The following is a 24,216-nucleotide window of genomic DNA, read 5'->3' as shown; positions in this document are numbered from 1 at the left end:
GTATGAATAAATTTGATAAAAAGGCAGAGAAGATTCAAGCTCATCTCTCCGACCATCCGGCTGACTATCAATCTGTGGTCAGTCTTTTTGTTGCTGAGAGTTGTTCAATTGAATTTGAAAAACGTTTGAAGAAAAACAAAGTGAAGGCTCAAATCGCAAAGATAAAGAAAGGTGGTAGTAATAATGAAAAATAAACACAGCACAGATGGAATAGCAGAGGATATTATCAGGAGCTTTGTCCAAATTGCCAGCGCCGAGATGCATGCAAAAACACTTCTTGAAAAAAGAGTTTCTGAGCTGGAAAATGGTTTCATCGATTTTGATAGTGATACGCCACAACAACTTGAAAAAATTGAAGATTTGAAAGAAGAGATTAACACACTCGCTGAGCTACGCCGCTCTGATATGCTCTATCTTTTTAATTTGTACGGAGCAACAGGTGATAAAGAAAAATGGTGTAGTGTAAAACATTTAGGAATAGCAATGATGACTGCGTTTGAGGCTTGGCAAGCAAGCGATTCTGATGAAGATTTATTATCAGCTGCTTTGAATAAAAATAGACTATTCATAAAAGCAGTGTCTCAATTTTTAGGCGTTGAGGTTACTGAGTGTGCTGCTTGCTTTGCTGACATATTGAAAGGAGGAGCCCCAGATGAAACCTAACTATTGTAATCCTTCAGCCAAAAAAGTTGTTAATCCTATTCCAGATCCATGTGCTTTTTGGGAAGTTCCTGTAAATGATCTATCAGAAATCACCAATCCTTCAAGAGATTATGCATATATTCTTCCTGATAACTCTGTTTGGGTTCTCAATTTTGACGAGACAGGATTTGTACAATTAAGTGGTGGAGGCTCCGGTGGTCAACCTACTCTAATAAAAAACGAGGATGGGATGCTGACAATAACCGGTAGCGGAACCTATGATGTAGCAGCAAATTTATCTCAATCGTTTATTGAAAAAATCAATCAAAAAGATTACGTCAAGGCGTTGGACCTTGACCCTAGTGTAGTAGATACTTTGTGGATTACTGGAGCTGGTGTAGCTTTTAATTTCGCTGATGCAAGTTGGGAGGAGTCGGATTGGACACCTATCGAATCGGTTGACCGTCTTTCAACAGGAATGCTTGTTTTTATCTCAACAAACGAGCAACAACCTAGAATGTATCTGGCTGCTATTGAATTTATTGGTGACGACGGTATTTTCTTTTTAATTTTGAGTACAAACAATATCGATGATAATAATCCGACGTGGTATAACACATATTCTTCGATGAAGATTGAGTCTCAGCTTAGCCTGAAACAAGATAAACTAAAAGCCGGCGAATATATAACCATTACTGATAACACAATAACAGCAGATGGGATATCGCACGCACTCCCTATAATTCGAGAACAAGGTTGGCATTTAAATACTTTTACACTTGCTCTTGAAGGAGATACACGTGAATTATTTGACGTAAAACACGAAGATGAAGCGTCAGAAGGTGAGTTCGTTCGTGCTAATAACGCGACCTACTACACTATTGCAGTCAAAGCAGTGACAAGTATCAAAGTCTTTAAAAAGGGCGGGATTAATGCTCGATGGGAGTATTACTTGAAGCAGGATTCACCTGACTGGAACAATGCAGAACCGCTGACTGCTGGTTACATTCAGAATAAGCCAGATGTAGTAACTAAACAAGCTCTCTTAGGAAACTCTATAACTTTAGTTGATACATCAGATTTGAAAGGAAAAGTCACTGGAAGTGATATAGAAAATCCAAATCGCATGACGAGAACGGCGTATCCCAATTTACTAGCACCTAGCTCAATTACGATTGAGAATAATCAAACTCAATATGATGCTGTAAAAAACTTAGACGGAAATGTCTATACACAATCTAGTGCGGCTGACAGTAATATTTTTCAAGTAATGTTTTCATGGAATGTTATAGAAATATTAGAAAGACAGTATCCTGCTATTTTTCAAGGTGCTGCTACTCTTGCAGAAAAAGTTGCTTTTGCAAAAAAAGAAATTAAAAGTTTAGTGCCTAGTGTTTTCGGATTTGGTAGCGGAGTAGAAGGTAATAAACTAAGCGCAGCTGTTTATTTTAATAATGCGTGGTCTGGTACAAGCACAAATTTAACAACTCAGATTAAGAAAATATCGTGGAATTACAATACAGAATATGCTATTTCAAACTTGATTCACCCTGACGGTTTTGTCTACGTCATTGCGTATGCGCCAGCTTCAGACGGAACAATAGCAAGTATTGTGAATATTGACTATGCAAGTATAGAGCTAACAACTTCAATTAGCACAACTGATATCTATGCAACAAAGAGTGACACCTATACAAAATCCGAAGCAGATGAAAAATTCTTACAACCGGCAACAACTTTACAATCAGGTATTGTCAAGTTAGCTAATACAACAACAAGCACAAGCGTAACAGAAGCAGCAACAGCAAATTCTGTAAGAGTTGTAGCGGAAACTTTATTCAGTAAAGCAAACGTATCACAAGCACAAATGATTAAAATAACCGCAGACGACGGACGGCCAATTTCTACGCTGACAACCGGGAGTATTTTAGATGTAGCTAAAACAGCAGCAGGGCTAAGGTCTTACGTATCAACAAACACAGTATCTGACCATCCACCAACGTCGCAAGCTTTTAGGTTCATGGTACAAATGACATCATCAACGTACGGAAACGTAATCGGGGTTGATGATGGTAATCAAATGTTTTACCGGGTAATTGTTGACGGGAACTGGAAAGGAGGTTGGCAAAAAGTAGCAGCAGAACCAGAAATTAGTCAGCTGTCAGATTTCAAAGGTAAGTTAGTTGGTGACTTGACTTCTAATCGTAACGTCCTAACTGTTGCCTATCACGCAAATCATACAACATCAGGATATGTAGAGGTTGAACAATCGCAAATCATTGCTTTTGCTGTTGAAAATGATGATATTGCTACATTCTCAACAAGCGTATCAGGGACACGCTGCTTACTAAGACAGCGTTATGATGCAATAGATTTGTATGAAAAAATAAATGAATTTTATTTTTCAGGTTTAACAACAAAAGAAGAAAAAATAAACAAATTACGTAACGAAAATGCTGACATGTTAGAGGCTAGGGTATTAGGTAAAGCAAACGTTGCAGGAGCAAACAACGCTGTCTTAGGTATTGAACGTGGCGATAATAAATCACTTCAAAATATTAAAGCTAATACGTCAAGTGTGATAGCAGAAATCAAAACAGTAGCAAACGTTAAAGACAGCGTAGACGCTGATGGATATATTAACGTAGTCCTTTATTCAAACCCGGCAACAGCAACAGAATCCGCGGAAATGTCAGCCGATTACGGTTCTTTGACTGTACGCGGCACAATGAAAATATCCGATACGTATATTACAAAGGCTGAATTTTATAATCAGTAGTCACTACATGGGGAGTGAAACGCAATGAGTTTTTTAAAGGTTTAAGGAATGGCTGTTTAATAGTCATTCCTTTTTGTATTGTGGTGATTTTAGTATTTATGAAAATGATGGGAAGTTGGTGAAGTATGAGATTTTTTGGTTTAACTATTGCAGAGGTTGCTGCACTATTAGCAATCTTAGGAACATTTACTGCTTGGTGCGCCTGGTTGATTAGAAAAGCATATCAAGCAGTTAAGGACAATATTTCTGATCCAATTCGAAAAAATTTAGACGGGTTATCAGAATCAATAAAGGCATTATCTAAAAATGTTGAGGCTGAAACAAAGTGGATTCATGAGCGACACACAGAAGTCGTTCAGAAACTAGATGTCCACGACACAAAGATTAACGGATTAGAAGACACTGTAATAAAGCACGATGAACGCATTAAGACGCTATTTAGAAAGGAGAAATAAAAATGAACAAAGTATCATCAGAAACAATCGCAAGAACAATCGTTTTATTTTTAGCTTTAATTAATCAACTACTAGCTATTTTAGGTAAAGGAACGCTCGATATCGCAGAAAATGATGTTTATCAAGTCGTCTCTTTATTGTTCACTATTGTGTCTACATTAATAGCATGGTGGAAAAACAATAGCTTCACTGCTGCAGCGATAGAAGCAGATAAGCGAATGAAAGAAGGGAATAAAGATGAGTAGAATTGAAAGCAGTATAAAAGTGATGTACGACTTAAAGGCAATCCCGGTTTATTATGATATGGGGGATCGTTATGGAAATGATGCTGATGGCGATGGTCGGATTGAGTATGATTGCAGTTCCGCTGTAAGTAAGGCATTAGGAATCAGTATGAACAATAATACAGAAACTTTAAAGACAGCACTACCAGGTATCAACTATAAACTAATTCACGATGCGGTAGATGGTTCATTTAATCCAAAACGCGGTGATGTAGTCATTTGGGGACCACGTAACGGAGGCAGCTCACTAGGCGCGTTTGGCCATGTAGTTATTATGCTTGATGGAAAAACGGATGGAACTGCTCAGATGATCCACTGCAATTTTGGTAGTGATGGGGTTACTGTAGACAATTATAACCAAATTTGGGAGATCAATGGTCGACCACGTGAGATGGTATATCGAGAGCAAACATCCACTAACAAACCTAGTGAGAATGTAAAACCAACACCGCCGCCGGCTAAGCCATCACCAGCTCCAGCAAGTAAAAATAAAGTATACAGAGTAGATGAGCTGAAAAAGGTTCATAACATTTGGCAGGTTCGGTGTAATGATTTAGTGCCGGTGGAATTCAATTGGACTGACAATGGAATCGCCTGTGAGGACATCACGATTACTGATTCTAAAGGAAATGTTTTACCTGAAGCTCAACAAGTGACCAATCAGGGAAGCTACTTCATTATTCCTGAATCGAAAATAAGTAGCATCGGTTCTGGAGCGTATGGTAGTGGAAACTATTATTGGATTCCTGTTCAGTTTAAACATGGAGGACGTGTATGGTTGAGTGCTTGGGACAGAAAGCATTTGTTAAAAGGGTAATAAAAGGAAAAACCTGCCTCGATTAAGAAGCAGGTTTTTTTCTATATTGCGAGCCATTCATTGACTGTTTTATATTCTATACCATTTCCTTTAGCATTAGATTTAAGAATTCTTTGTACTTCATCATATTTTGATTCAGAAACGATTTGAGGGATGGTTTTATATTTGCATGGAATACTACCCTTGAATCGAGAAAATCCTGTATAAGAAATATTCGTCAGAATAATTCTTATTGAGTTAAAATGAAATTTTTTTCCTCTTAATCCTCTATACCCCATATCATTAATAAACTCTGTTACTTTACTAATACACTTGATTTCTAAATACATATCATATATTTCATTAATCAAACGAGCCTCTCTAGTGTTAATAATAAAATCATTATTTTCTATATGATATCCAAGACAGAAAGCCATAGAACGACCTCCTTGAATGACTGCTTCTTGCTTTCCCATTCGGACATTTTCAGCGATCGTTTCTCTTTCAAATTCAGCAAACGCTCCAATAACATTGAACATTAACTTGCCAGTAGGAGTTGATAAATCGAAGTGTTCACTGTAGCTTACTAATGAAACATCCCAAGTGTTCAAATCTTCTAATGATAATACTAAATCACGAAGGCTTCTTGAAAATCTGCTTAATTTCCAAACAAGAATAATATCAAATTTTTTTGACCTAGCATCTGAGAGCATTTTTTGAAAGCCTAGTCGTTTTATTGTGTTCTTTCCTGAAATTCCTTCATCAGTGTATATACTTGAAATAGTCCAAAGACGACTTTCGGCATATTGAATCAATATTTTTTTCTGAGCTTCTAATGAGTGCCCTTCCTCAGCTTGATGTGAGGAAGAGACACGAGTATAGATAGCCACCTTGATTTCTTCATTGTTTTTCAATGATTACACCACCAGAAAAGTCATTGCTATAATATGCTGTAAATACTGTTTGCAGGTTGATTTCATCAATTATAGATAAGTCATCTAGTTCGCCTAAATTAATTTTTCTTTCGTCTTTTAATACGTCTAGCCAGTCTTTCATAATTCCGTACTTTTCAAAGATTTTAGACATTTCTTTCGATCTCCTTTGTGTTAATGTTTTTTGTCTGTTGATGTGCTATAATCCATACATCAATCTTTTTTGATTGATGTTTTTTGTCGAGTGTCAGAGTGCCAGCTCTGATGCTCTTTTTTTATGCTTCACCATTTAAAATTTTCTCAATTGCTGTTTCCGTTGACACATCTTCTGTATCTTCCACAAACTCAATTAGATTTTGAGGTACTTCCCTTCTTGAAAAAAAGCGTCGTTTACTTTCGTATTCCTTGTATGCTTGCATTTTTTCTCTGTCTTTCTTTTCATTAGTATTGATTGCTGCTTTAATGTGTTCAGTTTCTTCTTTTTCTGAAGTAATGAGGTTTGCATAGCATGTTGATGTGATAGGTTCGATTGGATCTTCTCTGTTAAGTTGACTTGCTGAGTAGCAGATTAAAGTAAGTAATGCATATTCATTTCCATCGACATCTGAGTCAAGTTCTAGAGTGATAGTATGTGATGAAACATTTTTTCCATCAGTTCGGCTGATTTCAAATTCTGCATCTAGATTTTTTATATCTCCAGTTACTTCTATTTCAATTTCACAGTCAGTAGAGTATTTACTAGGTTTATGAATGTTGAAGTCTTTCGCTAGTGCTTTTACTACTGATAATACGTTGCTTCTTAAATGTTCATTGATTGGAAAAGAGTAGTATCTCATTTGTTTTTCCTCCTTTTTTATTATATGTATATTATAATATGTATATAATGATAAGTCAATGGAAACTTGAAAAAATATTAGATGTATATTATTATATGTATGCAATAGAACGGAGGGAAAAAATGGAATTGAACACATTAGAAGATATCCAAACATGGATGAAAAATAATCTTGTAAATAAAGAACAAGGCAGGGAAATCACCGGACAGTCTAAACAGGCCTTCTCTCAATCAGTAAGGCTAGGCTACATAAATCCATTTTTTGAAATTGAAGGCAGTACAAGTACAAATGTAAAATTATTTTTAAAGTCAGATTTAGAAGATTATAGAGATAAAAAGAGGCGCATCAATTGATAAATAAATATGATGAAATTATGGATAAATTAGCGGCTGGTGAGCTTGATGAGTTTGTAGTCAATAACAATGAGTTTTTTCTTTTCCGGGAAGCTTGGTTAAAAAGGGAAGACAGAACAAACTTTGTAGGAGAAGCTGCTCATGGTGGCCATGTGACATACAGATACGAAAAAGAGGACTAACATTAGTCCTCTTTTTTATGCAATAGATTTTAAAGGCTTCAGTACAAATTCTCTTATAAATGAGTTCGGATTTCTAACAGTGAATTTTTCAATGACTAACTGATTTCTCTTATTCAAGTGACCAAATACAGCAAGCTCAAAAGTATTATCTTCTAGAAACATGACGAGATTTGCCAAATCTCTTTTAGCTACTAAGCAATTTACATCCTCTGACTTTGTGTGTATCGTTAGGCGAACTAGCATATCTGGAAAAGCTGAGACCAAGCGAATTTTATCTGCAGTACCAATTACACTTTTCTTAATCATTGTAAGTTTCCTCACTTTCATCGTAAAAATCAGCATCAATGTAATCATTACAAAAATCATCAATTTCTTTCTGTTCACTCTCAGTTAAATCGATTTCCTGAAATGACTGTTCATCAGTCTCACTCCATTTTTGAAAATGTTTCATTTGAATATGTCTAATATCTGCATATTCTATGTATTCTTCATTTATCAGAATTGTTTCTGGATCTGGGAAGCCACGGAAGACACCGACAATGTGATGTTTTGTTTTTCCATTTTCATCGAGTGTATTGAGCTGAATAGATAAAACCTTATTGTATTTTATTGATCGTTCTAAATAGTAGGCAATTGTTTCTTGTGATTGCTGTGGTAGTCGAGGAATATCTTTTTCATTTTCTCTATCTTTTCCAAGTTCAGAAGTATGCTCTGATAAAAACATCCCTTGCCACTTCAGCATGCGGCGATCTTGGTACACATGATTGAAAAAGTAATTCGGATCACTCTCTCCGTAGTTGCTCATTATTAACATCTCCCTTGAAAAGAATTATACGAACGAATGTTCGTTTTGTAAAGGATAAGATATTTTACTCAAAAAAGTGGTGCAACAAAAACGTTGCACCACAGATTGCACCATTGAAACAGAGGTCAGCACAGCTCATATAACTAGATAACTGCTACTAATTGAATTTTTACTTTAAACAGTGCTCAACAAAGCTTATATAATCATTCTGCCTCTTTGGAAGGGTCTGTGGGTTAAAAAATATGACAGCTATAAACGTTGATATATCAGCGTTTATAGCTATTTTTCGTTTTTTATGAAAATTAGTGACCTTGGTTTTGATCTTGAAGAAAGTGACGAACCCTTTTTTAGTGTATGTAAAATGGACTTGATTTTATGTTATTATTTTGATGAAGATCAAATGTATTTCTCATTTAATTAATGCTATAATTGTAGGGAATATAACTAGAGGATTTAAGATGAAAAAATATGTACTTGATAATTTTTATTAATTATATTTGAATTATAAATAATGTTAGACAGGGAGAAATAGAAAATGATTACAGGAACGATTAAGAGTAAAATTGACAATATTTGGACAACATTATGGACTGAAGGAAGTACCAATCCATTAACTAATATAGAACAGTTAACTTATCTGTTATTCATGAAAGATCTAGATCGTGCGGAACTAGAAAAAGAAAAAAACAGTGAAGTATTGGATTTAGAATACACATCAGTATTTCCAAAAGAACACCCTGAATATCGGTGGCATACATTTAAAGACCTAGGTGATGCGCAAGAGATGTTCAATTTGATGCAACAAAAAATTTTTCCTTTTATAAAAAATTTGAATGGTGAGAATGACGATACTGCTTTTTCAAGATATATGAAAGATGCAATTTTTCAAATTAATAAACCAGGAACATTACAAAAAGTAGTAGAAGCTTTAGAAGAATTACCTACTGAAGATCGAGACATGCAGGGGGATATTTATGAGTATCTTTTATCTAAACTAGCTACTTCTGGAACGAATGGGCAATTTCGCACTCCACGTCATATCATAAAGATGATGGTAGATTTGATGGCTCCTACACCCCAAGATACAATCAGTGACCCCGCTATGGGTTCGGCAGGTTTTCTAGTTGCAGCGAGTGAGTATGTCCAGAAACATCATCCAGAATTATTTTTAGATTCAATATTAAGTAAGCACTATCACCATAATATGTTTCACGGGAATGATATGGACAGTACGATGTTGAGAATTGGTGCGATGAACATGATGCTACATGGGGTAGATAATCCGCAAATCAACTATCAAGATTCTCTTTCACAAGATAATTTAGAGCGGGAAAAATATTCTCTGGTATTAGCTAATCCGCCATTTAAAGGTTCTTTGGACTATGATACTACAGCAAATGATTTGTTAGCTTTTATTAAAACTAAGAAAACTGAATTACTCTTTTTGGCTTTATTCTTGAGAACGCTAAAACCAGGAGGTCGAGCAGCAGTGATTGTTCCTGATGGTGTTTTATTTGGTTCGTCTAAAGCTCATAAAGATATTCGAAAAGAAATCGTTGAAAATAATAAATTAGACGCAGTTATTTCAATGCCAAGTGGGGTATTTAAACCTTATGCTGGAGTTTCAACTGCCATATTAATTTTCACTAAGACTGAAATTGGTGGTACAGATAATGTTTGGTTTTATGATATGCAGGCTGATGGCTACAGTTTGGATGATAAGCGTAATCTAATCAAAGAAAATGACATTCCTGATATTGTCGAGCGCTTTAAAAATCGTAAACAAGAGACGGAGCGTAAACGTACAGATCAATCGTTTATGGTTTCAGTTGAGGAACTTAAGGGAAATGATTATGACTTAAGTGTTAATAAGTATAAAGAGATTGAATATGATGAAGTGGAGTACGAAAATCCTAAGTTCATAATAAAAAATATACTTAAAAGGGAAAATGAAATAAGGAGTGGCTTAGAAAAATTAGAGGATTTAATGAGGGAAATATAAATATGGGAAAAATGTATAAATTAACAGATGTATGTGATTTTCAAGGTGGAACACAACCTCCCAAAAATGAATGGATACTTTCAGAAAAAGATGATTATATAAGAATGCTTCAAATAAGAGATTTTACACAGAACAATGTGAAAAATGAATATGTTAAAGATTCAGACAAGTTAAAAAAATGTAAATCTGATGATATTCTAGTAGCTAGATATGGAGCTTCTGTCGGAAAAATATTGACAGGTTTAACTGGAGCATACAATGTCGCTATTATGAAAACTATACCTTCTAATGAAGTGATAAAAAGGTACTTATTATTCTATTTAAAATCCTCATATTTTCAACACAAAATTAGAAATGTTGGCTCAAGAGCAGCACAAGCAGGATTTAATAAAGCAGATTTAAGTACATTTGATATATTTCTACCGACAATTGAAACTCAACAAAAAATAGCAGACATATTAGACTTATCTTCAGCTTTGATTGAAAAACGCAAAGACCAGATTGCTGAAATGGAGAGATTAGAACAGAGTCAATTTAATGAGCTGTTTGGAAATCCAATTCGAAATGAAAAATTATGGAATACGAGGCTAATTAAGGATATAACACTAGACATGAAGTATGGAACAAGTGAAAAATCTGAAATTTATAAAACAAATGTTACAGATGTTCCTATTATTAGAATACCAAACGTCAAAAGAAATAGTTTAGATATTTCAAATGTAAAATATCTCCCTAAAGCTGTTATCAAAGATAACATGCTATTAAGAGATGATGATTTATTGTTTGTACGAAGTAATGGCAACCCTAACTATATTGGAAGAGTTGCATGTGTTGGAAAAATAGATGGAGTTTTTTCTTATGCTTCCTATCTTATAAGGCTAAGAGTTGATAAAGAAGTTATCTTACCTAAATTTTTAACTTTTATGCTATCAACTGATAATTTTAGAACATATATTTCTAGCTATGGGTCTACAACAGCAGGAAACTATAACATTAATACTCAAAAATTAAAAAATATCAAAATCATCGTACCATCAAAAAGAGAACAGGATAAATTTATAAATTTTATTGAAGAAGTCGAATCACAGAAAAAAGTCATGGAAGAAAGTCTGCATGAAATGGAAAATAATTTTAATGCTTTAATGCAAAAAGCATTTCGTGGAGAACTCTTTCCAGAAGAATAATGTCAGACATTGAATGAAAGGAGGAAAAAAATGGGAAATTTTGATTTTTTGTTAACAGATAAAGATTATCAAGGCTTTGCCCAAGCTTGTATTGATACAGAAAAAGCAATGAATTTCAGCACGATTATGGCAGCAATTTGCTGCCGACGTGCGCTTGAACTTTCAGTTAAGTGGGTTTATCAATTTGATCGTGAGTTGAAAGTTCCTTATCGTGATAATTTATCTTCATTAGTCAATCATCATGAGTTTCAAGATATACTTGATCCCAATTTACTGCCTGCTATTCGTTTTATTATTAAACTTGGGAATGTTGCTGTACATAATAATGCTACAGTCAAACGAGAAGAGGCTGTATTAGCTATAAAAAATCTATTCCAATTTATTTTATGGATTGATTATTGTTATGGCGAAAATTATCAAGATAGAACGTTCAATGAGGCAGCCCTTAATTTATCAACAACTATCAAAGAAAAAGAATCGCCGCATCAACTAGAAGAGCTAACAGAAAAAATTAATGTGACTGATCCACCACTTAAAGAATTGCAGCAAGCTCTACCAGATGAAACACGTGTAGATTTCATGAACAAACGAAAAAGTACAGTTGAATCAGGAAACTACGATTTCCATGTTGATAAAATTTCTGAAAGTGAAACACGTAAACGATATATTGATATTGAGTTGCGACTTGCTGGTTGGAAATTCGATGAAAATATTGAAATCGAAGAGAAAATTGAAGGAATGCCTAACAAATCTGGTTTTGGGAAAATTGATTATGTTTTATATGGGAAAAATGGGCTGCCTTTGGCGATTGTTGAAGCAAAAAGAACGATGAAAAGTCCTAAAGAAGGGCGACAGCAGGCAAAACTTTATGCTGATCTTTTAGAAAAAAAGAAAGGTCAAAAACCTGTTGTTTTCTATACAAATGGGTTTGAAACATGGATGATTGAAGAACCCTATCCAGCTAGAGAAGTATCTGGTTTTTATACACAAGATGAGTTGCAGCTAATCATTGATCGAAGAGAAACAAAACGATCATTGAGCTCAATAACTATTAACGATGACATAACGAATCGTTTTTACCAAAAAGAAGCAATTATTAATACTTGTGAGGCATTCGAGAATAGGCAACGTGAATCACTGCTAGTGATGGCGACAGGAAGTGGAAAAACAAGAACGGTTATCTCTATTGTTGATGTATTAACACAGGCAAATTGGGCTAAGAATGTCTTGTTTTTAGCAGATCGAACTTCGTTGGTAAAACAAGCTTTTCGTAACTTTAATCAGCTGTTGCCAAATCTTTCGTTATGTAACTTATTGGAAGCGAATACGGAGAAGAATAATCCGCGTACTAGTCGAATGATTTTTTCGACATATCCAACAATGATGAATGCTATTGATTCAATTAGACATGAAAAAAATCGACTTTTTACGGTTGGGCATTTTGATTTGATTATTATTGATGAAGCTCATAGAAGTATTTATCAAAAATATCGTGCTATTTTTGATTATTTTGATTCTTTAATAGTAGGTCTTACAGCAACACCGAGAGAAGATATTGATAAAAATACCTACGACCTCTTTAACTTAGAAAATGGTGTTCCGACGTATGCTTACGATTTGGAGAATGCAGTAGATGATGGTTTTTTGGTGAAGTATAAAACGATTGAAACGGAACTAAAAATTCCGAGTGAAGGCATTCATTATGAGGACTTAACTGAGGAAGAGAAGCAGGCATTTGATGATACTTTTGAAGATGAACCAGAGGTTAAGGATATTGATCCAGAAGCAATTAACGATTGGCTGTTTAATAAACATACGATTGACCTTGTTTTAAAAGAAATAATGAACAAAGGAATACAAGACTCTAGTGGTGATGAGATTGGAAAAACGATTATATTTGCGAAAAATCATCGTCACGCAGAAATGATAAAAGAGCGCTTTGATCTCCTTTTCCCTTATAAAGGAGATAGTTATGCTGATGTTATTGACTATAGTGTTAATTATCATCAAAGTTTGATTGATACTTTTTCAGTGAAAGAAAAGTATCCTCAAATTGCTATTTCTGTTGATATGCTTGATACAGGTATTGATGTGCCAGAGGTAGTGAATTTAGTTTTTTTCAAAAAAATCAGATCGAAAATCAAATTCTGGCAAATGCTTGGTAGAGGGACAAGACTATGTGAAAATTTATTTGGTCCAGGGCAAGATAAAGATGGTTTTCTAATTTTTGATTATGGTCGAAATTTTGAATTTTTCCGAGAAGATAAGCAAATAGGAGAAGCTAGACTGGTGACTCCATTGACTCAAAGGCTCTTTAATTTAAAAGTTGAATTGATTTATGAACTACAAGCCATACAGTATCAAGAATCTTCATTTATTTCATATCGAACCGAACTAGTTAATCAGTTATTTTCATTTGTCCAACAGCTAGATCAAAATTATTTTATGGTTCGTATGGAAATCAAATATGTGGATAAATTCTCACACATAGATTCATGGAAAACATTAACCATTTTAAATGTTAATGATCTAAAAAAACATATTTCACCTTTGATTGAACCGGAAAAGGATGATGAACTTGCTAAGCGCTTTGATTTATGGATATTTATCATTGAATTATCTACATTGACGAAGAGCAATGCGACACGAGCAATCCGACAAGTAATGGAAAGTGCTCAAGAACTTCAAAAACTGGGGACAATTCCTCAAATTTTGGAGCAAAAAGAGTTGATTAAAAAAATCCAAGAACCAGAATTTTGGGAGCAACCAACTCTTGAAGCGTTGGAAGAAGTTCGCTTAACATTAAGAGAGCTAATTCGTTTTATTCCTAAGTACACACAAAGAGTCTATTACACTAATTTTGAAGATGAAATTATCTCGATACATGAAGATGATGCACCACTTTTAAAAGTAAATGACTTACGTAGTTATAAAGAGAAAGTTGAAAATTATATCAGAACGCATTTGGATAACACTGCTGTCTACAAGTTACATCACAACCGTCCATTGACCAAGAAAGATGTAGAGGTGTTGGAAGAAGTTCTCTGGGAGAAATTAGGTTCAAAAGATCAGTATAAAGAAAGTTACGGAGAAAAATCTGTGACTCTCTTAGTAAGGGAACTTATAGGATTAGATAAAGGTGCCGCCAAAGCTGTATTTTCTGATTTTTTATCTACTGAAAAATTAAACTCACAACAATCAGAATTTATTAAATTGATCATTGATTATGTTGTTCAGAATGGTTATTTGGAAAAAGCGCAACTACTGGAAGATCCTTTTAAACGTATTGGAACTATTGTCAATTTATTTAGTGATAATCAAGGGCAAATGCAGATATTAATACAATCAATCGATTCAATTAATGACAATGCTAAGATTATCAATTAATTAACTATACTAGCTAATAGAGGTTGTATACTTTAGTAGATATTTTCAACAGGAAATATCTACTAAAGTATCTTGAAAACGGAGGTGTTTTGTTGGCTCTTTATCACATTAATAAACATGAGATGGTAAAAATTCAAGAAGTACCATTTGCTAAAGAAAAGGAATTACAATTTTTAGTAGAATCAAATTTAGAAAAGCTGTTCAATTTGAACTTTGTGGCTACAGAGTTTTCTGTAGATGATTTTCGGCTGGATACGGTAGCTTATGATGAAGAAACCAAGAGTTTTGTAATCATTGAGTACAAAAAAGGGAAGCGATTCAGTGTAATTGATCAAGGTTATGCTTATCTAAACTCATTATTAGCTCATAAAGGGGAATTTGTCTTGAAATATAATGAGCAGTATCCAGATCAACTAAAGCGTATTAGTGAAATTGAATGGTCACAAACACGAGTTATTTTTGTGGCGAATGATTATACTAATTATCAATATGGTGCAGTGAATAATCCTGATTTACCGATTGATTTGGTTACAGTAAAAAAATATGAAAATGGCTTAATAGATGTTGAAACGCTCAACAAAACTAATTCAAAGCAGAGTAAAGCTAATAAGCAAAATAATCAAAGAGAAGCTAATAAGAAAGGCTTGTCTAAAGAAATTAAGATTTACACAGAAGAAGAGCATCTTGAGAAAGGTTCTATAGAAGTTCAAGAACTTTATGAAGAATTAAAAGAAATTATTTTAAGTTGGGATAGTAATATTCGAATTAAGCCAGTTAAGTTATATAATTCGTTTAAAATGAAACGTAATATAGTAGATATCGAAATTCAGAAAAAAGCCCTGAAAATATGGATTAATCTAAAATATGGAGAACTAAATGATCCTGAAAATATAACTCGAAATGTAAGCGAAACAGGTCATTGGGGAAACGGTGATTATGAAATTATTATGAAAGACAATCAAAATATTGAGTATATTGCCAGCTTAATTAAGGAATCTTGGAGATATCAAAAACAGTAAGTGACAGAAAAAATCCACTAAAGAAGATTCTCATCAGAACTGATCAAAATTTCAATTCCTAGCTTTTAATTATCAGTGCCTTTTCTTTTGGTATTGCTCAATTCCTCATTACTGAAATTTCAGTCAAAATGAGATATAATAAAGGTAAGAAACTAATAAAGAGGAAGTGATGCTCATGACAAATCTAAGCATAGATAAATCTAAACGAACAATTATGGGTGTCCAGTTTGACTCTCTAAAAGAGTTCAAGGGTGTTTGGTACGCATTGAGTACGAATATGATTGAAGGCTGGGAGCCTGAAAAGCAGGATGTAGAAGAAATGAAGCAGTATATCATGCGAAAGAGCCAAGAGAAAATTCATGAATAAATTTGATTTATATGAAGCTTACTATTATGATGATCCTGATAATGAATATACCTATCCAAAATCCGCTGTATTAAGAAACAAATTTAATATTAGAGAATATGAAGAACTGATGAAAAGAGAATATCAACTGGTTAGAACAAAGGCTTTAGATCTTTACCTTTCACCTATTTTAGTGTATTCAATGAAGGATGTATGTAAAATTCATTTTATGCTCTTTTCAGAGTTGTATGAGTGGGCTGGGGATTATCGAAAGGTGAATATTTCTAAGCAAGGAAAAGCGTTTATGGCAATGCAGTCTTTTGCTACTGGTGAACAGTATATGGATTCTTTATTTAATGATTATTATGATAATGCACATGATGTAGGTCAGATATCAGCTAAATTAGCAGTAATTTTGGATAATTTGAACTATATGCATCCTTATAGAGAAGGAAACGGCAGAACACAGCGTGAAGTCATAAGAGTTTTGGCTTTAGCAAAGGGATATGAGCTGTTGATAAATGTTGATGGAGAAGATGAGGTTTACAAGCAATATATGGATGGAACGGTTTATTCTGATGTAAAAGCGTTAAATCAGTTAATCAGTTCATTGTTGGAAAAAATTGAGGAGTGACTATATCCGCCGTGATATAATCGCTCTTTTTTTTAGTTGCTGTAGCTAATTAAACCTTTTCTGATAGAGTTTTTAGTAGAATGATGACTATTATCCAGACTGAATTCTTGTATTAACAGAATTAATCAAGTTCATCTAAGAATAACTATTTAAAATAGGATTCATAAAAAATCGCAATGCCTAGCTTTAAATTTTAGTGGCCTTGATTTTGACCTCGAATCGATTCGAATAGGAACAGATTCATGCGGATTTAAATTAACTAAAAATGCCTAAAACCCTTGATATTAGCGGATAATCGAATACTCAAGTAAGACTTGAACCAATTGGAAGGTTCGGTAGGATAATTAATAAAGAGAGATAAGAAATGCTTTAGTTAAGGCGTTTCTGTTTTTTGTTTTACCTAGGATTGAAACGTATGCTGATTTTTATACCAAGTTTGAAAATAAGAGTATTTTGCTAATTTATTCGATGTGTTTTTCTTACTCGTATTTGTCACATAGGCATAAATTTATAACTATAAATCGAATGTTTCATGCTTGGATTGTTAGTTTACTTGATGAACAGCCATTCTAATTGTAATAAATCTTTTTATAGGAAGAGAAAAATGGTACTATACTAATGAATAGAAAATTTTAAGGGGGATTTACGTTGGAAAAGATAGTCGATTTGACAGATAGAACGGATATTTCTAAATTTCTAACTCATTTAACTAGAGATACTAAGAATGGCAATGCAAAAGAAAATTTAATTTCAATTTTAAAAGATAAAAAAATAAACTCATCTAAGTATTGTTGTATGTTTAACAAAGGATTAGTAGATATGTCAGAACAATTTCAAAAAGACTTCAGTGTGACGTGTTTTACAGAGACGCCTTTAGATAGGTTGAAAATAGTTGTTAAAACGCTTGAACATAACGATCGGAGATTCGAGCCTTATGGATTAATTTTTTTAAAAGATGTTTGTTGTTTAAAAAGTGGTTATGGTGTAAATCCTGTTATTTATGTAAGGAAGCAAAATACGAATTTAACTAGCTCTTTTTGGGATCAATTTAAGAATTGGAAAGCAAAGCCAGAAGAAAATAAAAGTTTTCCTACGTTTGGCTGTTTAGTTAATCATGTTAGTTCAGCTAATGATTTTCAATGGCAAAGAGAATGGCGAATGAAAGGAGATTACAATTTTGATTATAGACAAATTGTAGCAGTAATTGCGCCAGAAAGGGAACATGATGAGATAAGGGAAGCTTGTGAATTTAAAATGATTAACAAACTGACTTTTATTGATTCTGAATGGAATACTGAAGAAATTCTACACCAATTATCCCAAAAATATTGGAATTTAAGTAAGCAGGTTCTAAATATATTTGAGAAGTAGATTATTATTTTTACAAAGTAATTTCAAGCCAACATCAATTTATGAAAAAATAAAACTACTTATCAATATTCATTTAAATGATGGGAGCTGAATTATTCAACCACTAAATCGATCACAAGACGATTTAGTGGTTTTTTATTTTAACGATTTCACAGGAAAATGAATGCTGCTATTTTAGCAATCCAAATTTCGTCTCTCTTGCTCTGCTAAATCTTAAGTTTATATTAAGAGGTATTTCTTTCAAATAGAACTATTCTTGCTTCAAAAAAATCCGTTACTCATTATTTTTTAATCTAAATACAGTATGAAAAAACCGTGTTTATTTGTTGTTTATTTAGTTATTTTAATTTGATAAATCATTTAATACAAAACGTTTTAACCATTTTTTTCTGTTCTATTTTGTTTTTTGATAGAGCCTCATTTTACTCCGTTTTCTGGCTCTCTTTATTAATTTAAACCATTTTCTAACATTAGAAAAAACTTATTTTTCTTTTTTATTGAATTTATATGAAATTCTAAAATGCATTCATGCAATTTTATCTAAAAGAATGCATATATGCAGAAGTTTTGCATAATGAGAAGAAATCTACATTTGTAATGAGTGAAAGCTGCTTTGAAAGCGCTTTATTTTTTGTTAGCATGAGGGTGTACAAAAGAATAAAGGGAGGCTTTCATTTATGGAAAAGGCTATTAACGTTTTTTCAGAAATTGGCAAGCTGAAGCAGGTAATGCTTCACAGACCAGGTAAGGAGTTAGAAAATTTGATGCCTGATCATCTGGAACGTTTGCTTTTTGATGACATTCCATTTTTAGAACAGGCAAGAAAGGAGCATGACTTTTTCGCTGATACACTGCGGTCAAAAGGTGTTGATGTATTATATCTAGAGGATTTAGCAGCAGAGTCGCTGACTTCTGAGGAGATTAAAGACCAGTTCCTGACAGAATATTTGAATGAAGCGAATATTAAGGATGCCAATATTAAGCAAGCAATTAAAGAATATTTCCTGTCGCTTGATTCTAATCGTGAACTGATTGATCAATCGATGGCAGGCTTAAAGAAAAATCAGTTATCAAAAATTCAATCTACTTCATTAACAGGCCTTGTTGATGACCACTACCCATTCTTTATTGACCCGATGCCGAATCTCTACTTTACCAGAGATCCATTCGCAACCATCGGTCATAGTGTTTCCCTAAATAAGATGTATTCAGAAACGAGGCGGAGAGAAACCCTATACGGCAAATACATTTTCAAATATCATCCAATGTTTAAGGATAATCCAGTTGACTTGCTTTACAACCGTGAAGATAGTACACGGATTGAAGGCGGCGACGAGCTGGTTCTATCAAGCAAAGTATTAGCAGTGGGTATTTCACAAAGAACAGATGTGGTTTCCATCGAACGGCTGGCACGTAATATTTTTGAAAGCGAAAAAAGCTTTGAGCATGTACTGGCTTTCAATATTGGTGAAGAAAGAAAGTTCATGCATTTGGATACAGTGTTTACAATGGTGGATTATGACAAGTTCACAATTCATCCGGAAATTGAAGGAGATTTAATCGTTTACTCGATTTCAAAGGAAAACGGCGAGATAAAAATCGTTGAGGAAAAAGACACATTGGAACATATTCTATGCCGCTATCTGGATTTGCCGGCTGTTGAACTGATTCGCTGCGGCGGCGGAGATATTACGGCAGCTGCCAGAGAACAGTGGAATGATGGTTCTAACACATTGACAATTGCTCCAGGAGAAGTAGTAGTTTATGACCGTAATGTGATTACCAATAAACGATTAGAAGAAGCTGGTGTGAAGTTGAATTATATTCCGGGTAGCGAGCTGGTTCGCGGTCGTGGCGGTCCACGTTGTATGAGTATGCCGTTTGTCAGAGAAGATATTTAAATTAGGAGGAAAAAAAATGACATCAATTTTTCAAGGAAGAAGCCTATTGGCAGAAAAAGATTTTACAAAAGAAGAGCTGGAATATTTAATTGACTTCTCTATTCATTTGAAAGACTTAAAAAAGAGAAATATTCCTCATAGGTATCTTGAAGGAAAAAATATTGCATTGCTTTTTGAAAAAACATCTACTCGTACAAGAGCAGCTTTTACAACAGCTTCAATAGATTTAGGCGCGCATCCAGAATTTCTGGGAGCAAATGATATTCAGCTGGGTAAGAAAGAATCAGTTGAAGATACTGCGAAGGTTTTAGGCAGTATGTTTGATGGTATTGAATTCCGCGGATTCAGTCAGCAGGTCGTTGAAGACTTGGCAAAATATTCAGGAGTTCCTGTATGGAATGGTCTGACAGATGAATGGCATCCAACACAGATGATTGCGGATTTCATGACAATTAAAGAAAACTTCAAAACATTGGATGGAATTACCTTGGTATATGTTGGTGATGGCCGCAACAACATGGCAAACAGTTTGTTGGTTACAGGAGCAATCTTAGGCGTGAATGTTCGCATTTGTGCACCGAAAGAGCTTCATCCAGAAAAATCAGTGGTTGATTATGCAGAAAACTTTGCAGCAAAATCCGGCAGCAAGCTAATGATTACAGATGATGTTGCTGAAGGTGTGAAGGGTGCAAATGTTCTTTATACGGATGTATGGGTTTCAATGGGTGAAGAAGACAAGTTTGAAGAGCGTGTCAGCATGCTGAAGGATTACCAAATCAATATGGATATGGTAAAAGCAACTGGCAATACCGAAGGTGACTTGATTGTACTTCACTGCTTACCTGCATTCCATGATACGAATACAAGCTATGGAAAAATGATTAAAGAGAAATTCGGTATTGATGAAATGGAAATTACAGATGAAGTTTTCCGGAGTAAATATGGCAGACAGTTTGAAGAGGCTGAAAACCGGATGCACTCAATTAAAGCAATCATGGCAGCGACTTTAGGAAATCTGTTCATTCCAAAAGCGTAGGCAGAAAGGAGTACAAAGTTTGACTCAACAGAAAAAACGACTACTCATAGCTTTGGGTGGTAACGCAATCCTTTCTAAGGACGCTAGCGCCAAAGCCCAACAGGAAGCATTGGAAATGACTTCCAAACACTTGGTTAAGCTGATTCAGTCAGATGTTCAGCTGATTATCTCACATGGGAATGGACCTCAGGTCGGCAACCTGCTGCTGCAACAACAGGCATCTGACTCTGAAAAAAATCCCGCAATGCCATTAGACACTTGTGTGGCAATGACACAGGGAAGTATTGGCTTCTGGTTACAGAATGCATTAGAAAGAGAAATTAGAAACGCAAATCTGGAAAAAGAAGTTGCGACGATTATTACTCAGGTCATCGTCGATAAAGAAGATGACGCTTTCAAAAATCCAAGCAAACCAATTGGTCCATTCCTTACACATGAACAAGCTCAAGCGATGGAAAAAGCAACTGGAGCTGTTTATAAAGAGGATGCTGGTCGCGGCTGGCGCAAGGTTGTACCTAGTCCAAAACCAATATCCATCCAAGAGCAGTATAGCATAAATACACTGATAAATAATGACATAATTACAATTTGTGCAGGCGGCGGCGGTATTCCAATTGAACGGCAAACGTCGAGAGGAGTTGAGGCTGTTATTGATAAGGATTTTGCTTCTGAAAAATTAGCTGAACTAATTGATGCGGATGTGTTTATCATTTTGACAGGCGTCGATCAAATTGCCTTGAACTATGGGAAGGAAAATGAAAAGTGGCTGAATAAAGTTACCGTGGCTGAAGCAGAACAATATATGAAGGAAGGACACTTTGCTCCAGGAAGCATGCTGCCGAAGGTTGAAGCGGCTGTCCAATATGTGAAAGCGCGGCCAGGAGGCAAAGCAGTCATTACTTCTTTAGAAATGCTTGCAACTATTAATGAAGAGGGCGTGGGGACAGAAATCGTCTTTTGAGTCAATCAATAGACCAGCGTGAAAATAGTTTTTTGGAGTGATTCTTATGGAACAAAATGATCGGTCTTCTAAGATGTTAATAATTAATGCGTATCCTTATTTCTCAGCTTTAGACGAAGAAAATCATGAACTCCTGGTTGAGAATATGTATTGCCGCTCGTATAAAAAAGGTCAGGTTCTTTTTGATGCAGGTGATAGACGAGACAGAATCTTTTTCTTAAACAAAGGATTGGTTCGGATTGAACGATTAGACGACAGTGCTTCATACAATTTCCTGGAGATTATCAGTGAAAAGAAACTATTTCCATTGCTGGGTATGTTTGAATCAGAGAAATACTATTTTTCTGCTGTTGCCGCAACAGATATTGAGGTGTGCTACATTCCATCTAGTATTTTTGAAAAAGTCCTTCAAATGGATATCAGACAAATGCAGCTTTTCACTGTCGATTTAACAATCCTCCTTGAAAAACAGCTAAGAAGAATTCAATACTGTATTACTTCTAAAGCAAAACAACGCGTGAAAAACACCTTATCTATTTTAGTCGAGGATTTGGGGAGATGGGAGGATGACAAACTGGTCATCCCCTATCCCATCCTGATTAATGATATTTCGAAATACAGCGGCACGACGAGAGAAACAGTTGGTCAAACCATTAGAGAATTAGTTAAGAAAAGAAAAATAACATATGAGTACAAACAATTTGTTTTTCTGGATAAAGACTATTTTACATTGGGAAAATGAGTTGACTGACTCAAATAGAAAGGAAAAGTATGAAAAGAGCTCTAATTCAAGTTTGAAGTTCGAAAGAATGTTTTTCTATGGAGCTCTTTTATATAGGAGCGAACTATGACAAAGAAGAAAGAAAAAAAATCCATTTCATCCTTTAGTATTCTGTTCATCATTCTTATTCTTTTAACCATTGCCTCATGGATTTTTTCCGGACAGTCATTTTCACCGACAATCCCCTCAGGAGGGACGGAAGAGGTTAGCAGTGTTGTGGGAGCAAAGCTTTCAGATTTAGTGATGTCTCCGTTTAACGGATTTAGAGATGCGATTGATATCTGTGTCTTCATTTTAATCTTAGGCGGATTTCTAAACATTATTAACAAAACAGGTGCTTTAGAAGCAGGAATTCAGCATATTGTCCGTAAGCTAAAGGGCAATGAGTTAATCTTGATTCCCATTTTAATGATTCTGTTTTCTATCGGCGGTTCAACTTATGGGATGGCGGAAGAAACGATTCCATTCTATACGCTTCTCGCAGTAACAATGGTCGCCTCGGGCTTTGATACGATTGTTTCAATAGGAACGGTTATGCTGGGAGCTGGCGCAGGGGTAATCGGGTCCACAGTGAATCCATTTGCCACAGGTGTTGCGATGGATGCCCTTAAAAGCGTGGGAATTACACCAAATACAGGAATTGTCTTAGGTATCGGATTTGTTTTATGGCTGGTAACGACGGCTTACTGTATCTATTGTGTGATGAGCTATGCTAAAAAGGTAAAAGCAGATAAGGGCTCCACTATACTGAGTCTGCAGGAACAAGAGGATATGGAAGAATCCTTCGCGAAAACTGGCTCACAGGAGTTGGAGTTTACTGGTAAGCATAAAGCCATTCTATCTGTTTTCGCTTTTTCATTCGCAGTGATGGTTATCTCTCTCATTCCATGGGGGTCATTCGGCATTACGATTTTTGACGGCTGGACTTCCTTCCTAACAGGAGAAAACTTTGGTGACTGGTATTTTGGAGATTTAGCTATGTGGTTCTTCATCATCAGTCTGGTTGTCGCGTTGATTCAGCGTTTCTCTGAAAGGGAAATTATTGCTACCTTTATTGATGGCGTGAAGGATATTTTATCTGTTGTTCTGATTATCGTCGTTGCCAGAGGAGCATCTGTTTTGATGCAGGTTACACATTTGGATCTGTTTATTCTGGATAAATCTGCAGGACTGCTGCAGGGATTGTCTCCAGTGCTGTTTGTAATTGGAGCCTACATTCTGTATCTGTTCCTGTCATTCCTGATTCCTTCTACTTCAGGACTGGCATATGTATCTATTCCGGTAATGGGTGCGTTAGCTCATAATATTGGGCTGAATCCAAACGTAATGATTATGATCTTTACAGCCGGCTGTGGATTAGTTAACTTAATTACACCGACTTCCGGAGTTGTAATGGGCGGACTTGAAATATCCAAGGTGAACTATTCTACCTGGACGAAGTTTATGTTTAAACCGCTCATTGTGATTGGGGTCAGCAACTTACTGATTTTAATTGCGGCAATGCTGCTTCTGTAAATAAGAAAAGCTCCG

25 protein-coding genes are annotated in these 24,216 nt (G+C 35.0%); 20 read left to right on the top strand and 5 right to left on the bottom strand.

All coding sequences use genetic code 11. The annotated features are described in order from the left end of the window. Positions 1–2: 2 nt before the first annotated feature. From AC1Z3K_RS00865 to AC1Z3K_RS00840, 6 genes are all read left to right on the top strand, one after another. The gene (locus AC1Z3K_RS00865) at positions 3–194 is read left to right on the top strand and encodes a hypothetical protein (RefSeq protein ID WP_461731526.1); all 192 of its coding nucleotides are present in this window, start codon (positions 3–5) and stop codon (positions 192–194) included. Beyond that, positions 184–663, top strand: coding sequence for a hypothetical protein (locus tag AC1Z3K_RS00860; protein ID WP_461731525.1), 480 nt, complete (start codon positions 184–186; stop codon positions 661–663). Before AC1Z3K_RS00865 ends, AC1Z3K_RS00860 begins: the two co-directional genes overlap by 11 nt. Beyond that, positions 653–3,421, top strand: coding sequence for a hypothetical protein (locus AC1Z3K_RS00855; protein WP_461731524.1), 2,769 nt, complete (start codon positions 653–655; stop codon positions 3,419–3,421). The genes AC1Z3K_RS00860 and AC1Z3K_RS00855 overlap by 11 nt, the downstream gene beginning before the upstream one ends. A 125-nt stretch (positions 3,422–3,546) precedes the next feature. After that, positions 3,547–3,876 carry a hypothetical protein gene (locus AC1Z3K_RS00850; RefSeq protein WP_461731523.1) on the top strand — a complete coding sequence of 110 codons (330 nt, stop codon included), beginning with the start codon at positions 3,547–3,549 and terminating at the stop codon, positions 3,874–3,876. A gap of 2 nt (positions 3,877–3,878) precedes the next feature. Further along, positions 3,879–4,121, top strand: a complete 243-nt coding sequence (locus tag AC1Z3K_RS00845; RefSeq protein ID WP_461731522.1) for a phage holin — start codon at positions 3,879–3,881, stop codon at positions 4,119–4,121. Continuing rightward, positions 4,114–4,977: a lytic exoenzyme target recognition domain-containing protein gene (locus AC1Z3K_RS00840; protein WP_461731521.1), complete on the top strand. Its 864-nt coding sequence runs from the start codon at positions 4,114–4,116 to the stop codon at positions 4,975–4,977. Before AC1Z3K_RS00845 ends, AC1Z3K_RS00840 begins: the two co-directional genes overlap by 8 nt. Before the next feature lie 41 nt (positions 4,978–5,018). On the opposite strand, the gene AC1Z3K_RS00835 is transcribed toward AC1Z3K_RS00840, so the two are convergent. From AC1Z3K_RS00835 to AC1Z3K_RS00825, 3 genes are all read right to left on the bottom strand, one after another. Then, entirely contained in the window at positions 5,019–5,870 is an 852-nt protein-coding gene (locus AC1Z3K_RS00835; RefSeq protein ID WP_461731520.1) for a recombinase family protein, read from the bottom strand. Beyond that, a complete protein-coding gene (locus AC1Z3K_RS00830) occupies positions 5,857–6,042 on the bottom strand; it encodes a hypothetical protein (RefSeq protein WP_461731519.1) in 186 nt (61 codons plus the stop codon). The genes AC1Z3K_RS00835 and AC1Z3K_RS00830 overlap by 14 nt, the downstream gene beginning before the upstream one ends. Positions 6,043–6,163: 121 nt before the next feature. After that, positions 6,164–6,724, bottom strand: a complete 561-nt coding sequence (locus AC1Z3K_RS00825; protein WP_461731518.1) for a hypothetical protein — start codon at positions 6,722–6,724, stop codon at positions 6,164–6,166. Positions 6,725–6,846: 122 nt separating this feature from the next. On the opposite strand from AC1Z3K_RS00825, the gene AC1Z3K_RS00820 reads away from it, so the two are divergent. Next, the gene (locus AC1Z3K_RS00820; RefSeq protein ID WP_461731517.1) at positions 6,847–7,077 is read left to right on the top strand and encodes a hypothetical protein; all 231 of its coding nucleotides are present in this window, start codon (positions 6,847–6,849) and stop codon (positions 7,075–7,077) included. Next, a complete protein-coding gene (locus AC1Z3K_RS00815; RefSeq protein WP_461731516.1) occupies positions 7,074–7,259 on the top strand; it encodes a hypothetical protein in 186 nt (61 codons plus the stop codon). Before AC1Z3K_RS00820 ends, AC1Z3K_RS00815 begins: the two co-directional genes overlap by 4 nt. Before the next feature lie 15 nt (positions 7,260–7,274). Here the strand turns inward: AC1Z3K_RS00815 and AC1Z3K_RS00810 are convergent, their stop codons facing one another. Both AC1Z3K_RS00810 and AC1Z3K_RS00805 read right to left on the bottom strand, forming a co-directional pair. Then, positions 7,275–7,565, bottom strand: a complete 291-nt coding sequence (locus AC1Z3K_RS00810) for a hypothetical protein (RefSeq protein ID WP_461731515.1) — start codon at positions 7,563–7,565, stop codon at positions 7,275–7,277. Continuing rightward, positions 7,558–8,064: a hypothetical protein gene (locus AC1Z3K_RS00805; protein WP_461731514.1), complete on the bottom strand. Its 507-nt coding sequence runs from the start codon at positions 8,062–8,064 to the stop codon at positions 7,558–7,560. Before AC1Z3K_RS00805 ends, AC1Z3K_RS00810 begins: the two co-directional genes overlap by 8 nt. Before the next feature lie 535 nt (positions 8,065–8,599). Between AC1Z3K_RS00805 and AC1Z3K_RS00800 the strand changes: the two genes are divergently transcribed. From AC1Z3K_RS00800 to AC1Z3K_RS00745, 12 genes are all read left to right on the top strand, one after another. Further along, complete coding sequence (locus AC1Z3K_RS00800; RefSeq protein WP_461731513.1) at positions 8,600–10,066, top strand: type I restriction-modification system subunit M; 1,467 nt, start codon at positions 8,600–8,602, stop codon at positions 10,064–10,066. Positions 10,067–10,068: 2 nt separating this feature from the next. Beyond that, positions 10,069–11,250: a restriction endonuclease subunit S gene (locus AC1Z3K_RS00795; RefSeq protein ID WP_461731512.1), complete on the top strand. Its 1,182-nt coding sequence runs from the start codon at positions 10,069–10,071 to the stop codon at positions 11,248–11,250. Between the two features lie 30 nt (positions 11,251–11,280). Continuing rightward, positions 11,281–14,637 (top strand): DEAD/DEAH box helicase family protein, encoded by a 3,357-nt coding sequence (locus AC1Z3K_RS00790; protein WP_461731511.1) that lies wholly within the window; start codon positions 11,281–11,283, stop codon positions 14,635–14,637. A 92-nt stretch (positions 14,638–14,729) separates the two neighbouring features. Further along, positions 14,730–15,656 (top strand): DUF5655 domain-containing protein, encoded by a 927-nt coding sequence (locus AC1Z3K_RS00785; RefSeq protein ID WP_461731510.1) that lies wholly within the window; start codon positions 14,730–14,732, stop codon positions 15,654–15,656. A 175-nt stretch (positions 15,657–15,831) separates the two neighbouring features. Beyond that, positions 15,832–16,023: a hypothetical protein gene (locus tag AC1Z3K_RS00780; protein ID WP_461731509.1), complete on the top strand. Its 192-nt coding sequence runs from the start codon at positions 15,832–15,834 to the stop codon at positions 16,021–16,023. Further along, the gene (locus AC1Z3K_RS00775) at positions 16,016–16,636 is read left to right on the top strand and encodes a Fic/DOC family protein (protein WP_461731508.1); all 621 of its coding nucleotides are present in this window, start codon (positions 16,016–16,018) and stop codon (positions 16,634–16,636) included. Before AC1Z3K_RS00780 ends, AC1Z3K_RS00775 begins: the two co-directional genes overlap by 8 nt. A gap of 648 nt (positions 16,637–17,284) precedes the next feature. Continuing rightward, positions 17,285–18,007, top strand: coding sequence for a hypothetical protein (locus tag AC1Z3K_RS00770; protein WP_461731507.1), 723 nt, complete (start codon positions 17,285–17,287; stop codon positions 18,005–18,007). 677 nt (positions 18,008–18,684) lie between these two features. Then, entirely contained in the window at positions 18,685–19,908 is a 1,224-nt protein-coding gene (arcA, locus tag AC1Z3K_RS00765; protein WP_461731506.1) for an arginine deiminase, read from the top strand. Between the two features lie 16 nt (positions 19,909–19,924). Next, positions 19,925–20,944, top strand: coding sequence for an ornithine carbamoyltransferase (gene argF / locus AC1Z3K_RS00760; RefSeq protein WP_426082948.1), 1,020 nt, complete (start codon positions 19,925–19,927; stop codon positions 20,942–20,944). Positions 20,945–20,963: 19 nt separating this feature from the next. Beyond that, positions 20,964–21,905: a carbamate kinase gene (gene arcC, locus AC1Z3K_RS00755; RefSeq protein WP_461731505.1), complete on the top strand. Its 942-nt coding sequence runs from the start codon at positions 20,964–20,966 to the stop codon at positions 21,903–21,905. Between the two features lie 46 nt (positions 21,906–21,951). Further along, entirely contained in the window at positions 21,952–22,647 is a 696-nt protein-coding gene (locus AC1Z3K_RS00750) for a Crp/Fnr family transcriptional regulator (RefSeq protein ID WP_461731504.1), read from the top strand. A gap of 105 nt (positions 22,648–22,752) precedes the next feature. Continuing rightward, positions 22,753–24,201 carry a YfcC family protein gene (locus AC1Z3K_RS00745; RefSeq protein ID WP_426082953.1) on the top strand — a complete coding sequence of 483 codons (1,449 nt, stop codon included), beginning with the start codon at positions 22,753–22,755 and terminating at the stop codon, positions 24,199–24,201. Positions 24,202–24,216 lie beyond the last annotated feature (15 nt).

The organism is Enterococcus sp. LJL128 (genome assembly GCF_056924295.1).
The sequence above is the reverse complement of the archived record's forward strand: the minus strand, read 5'-3'. Positions and strand labels throughout refer to the sequence as shown.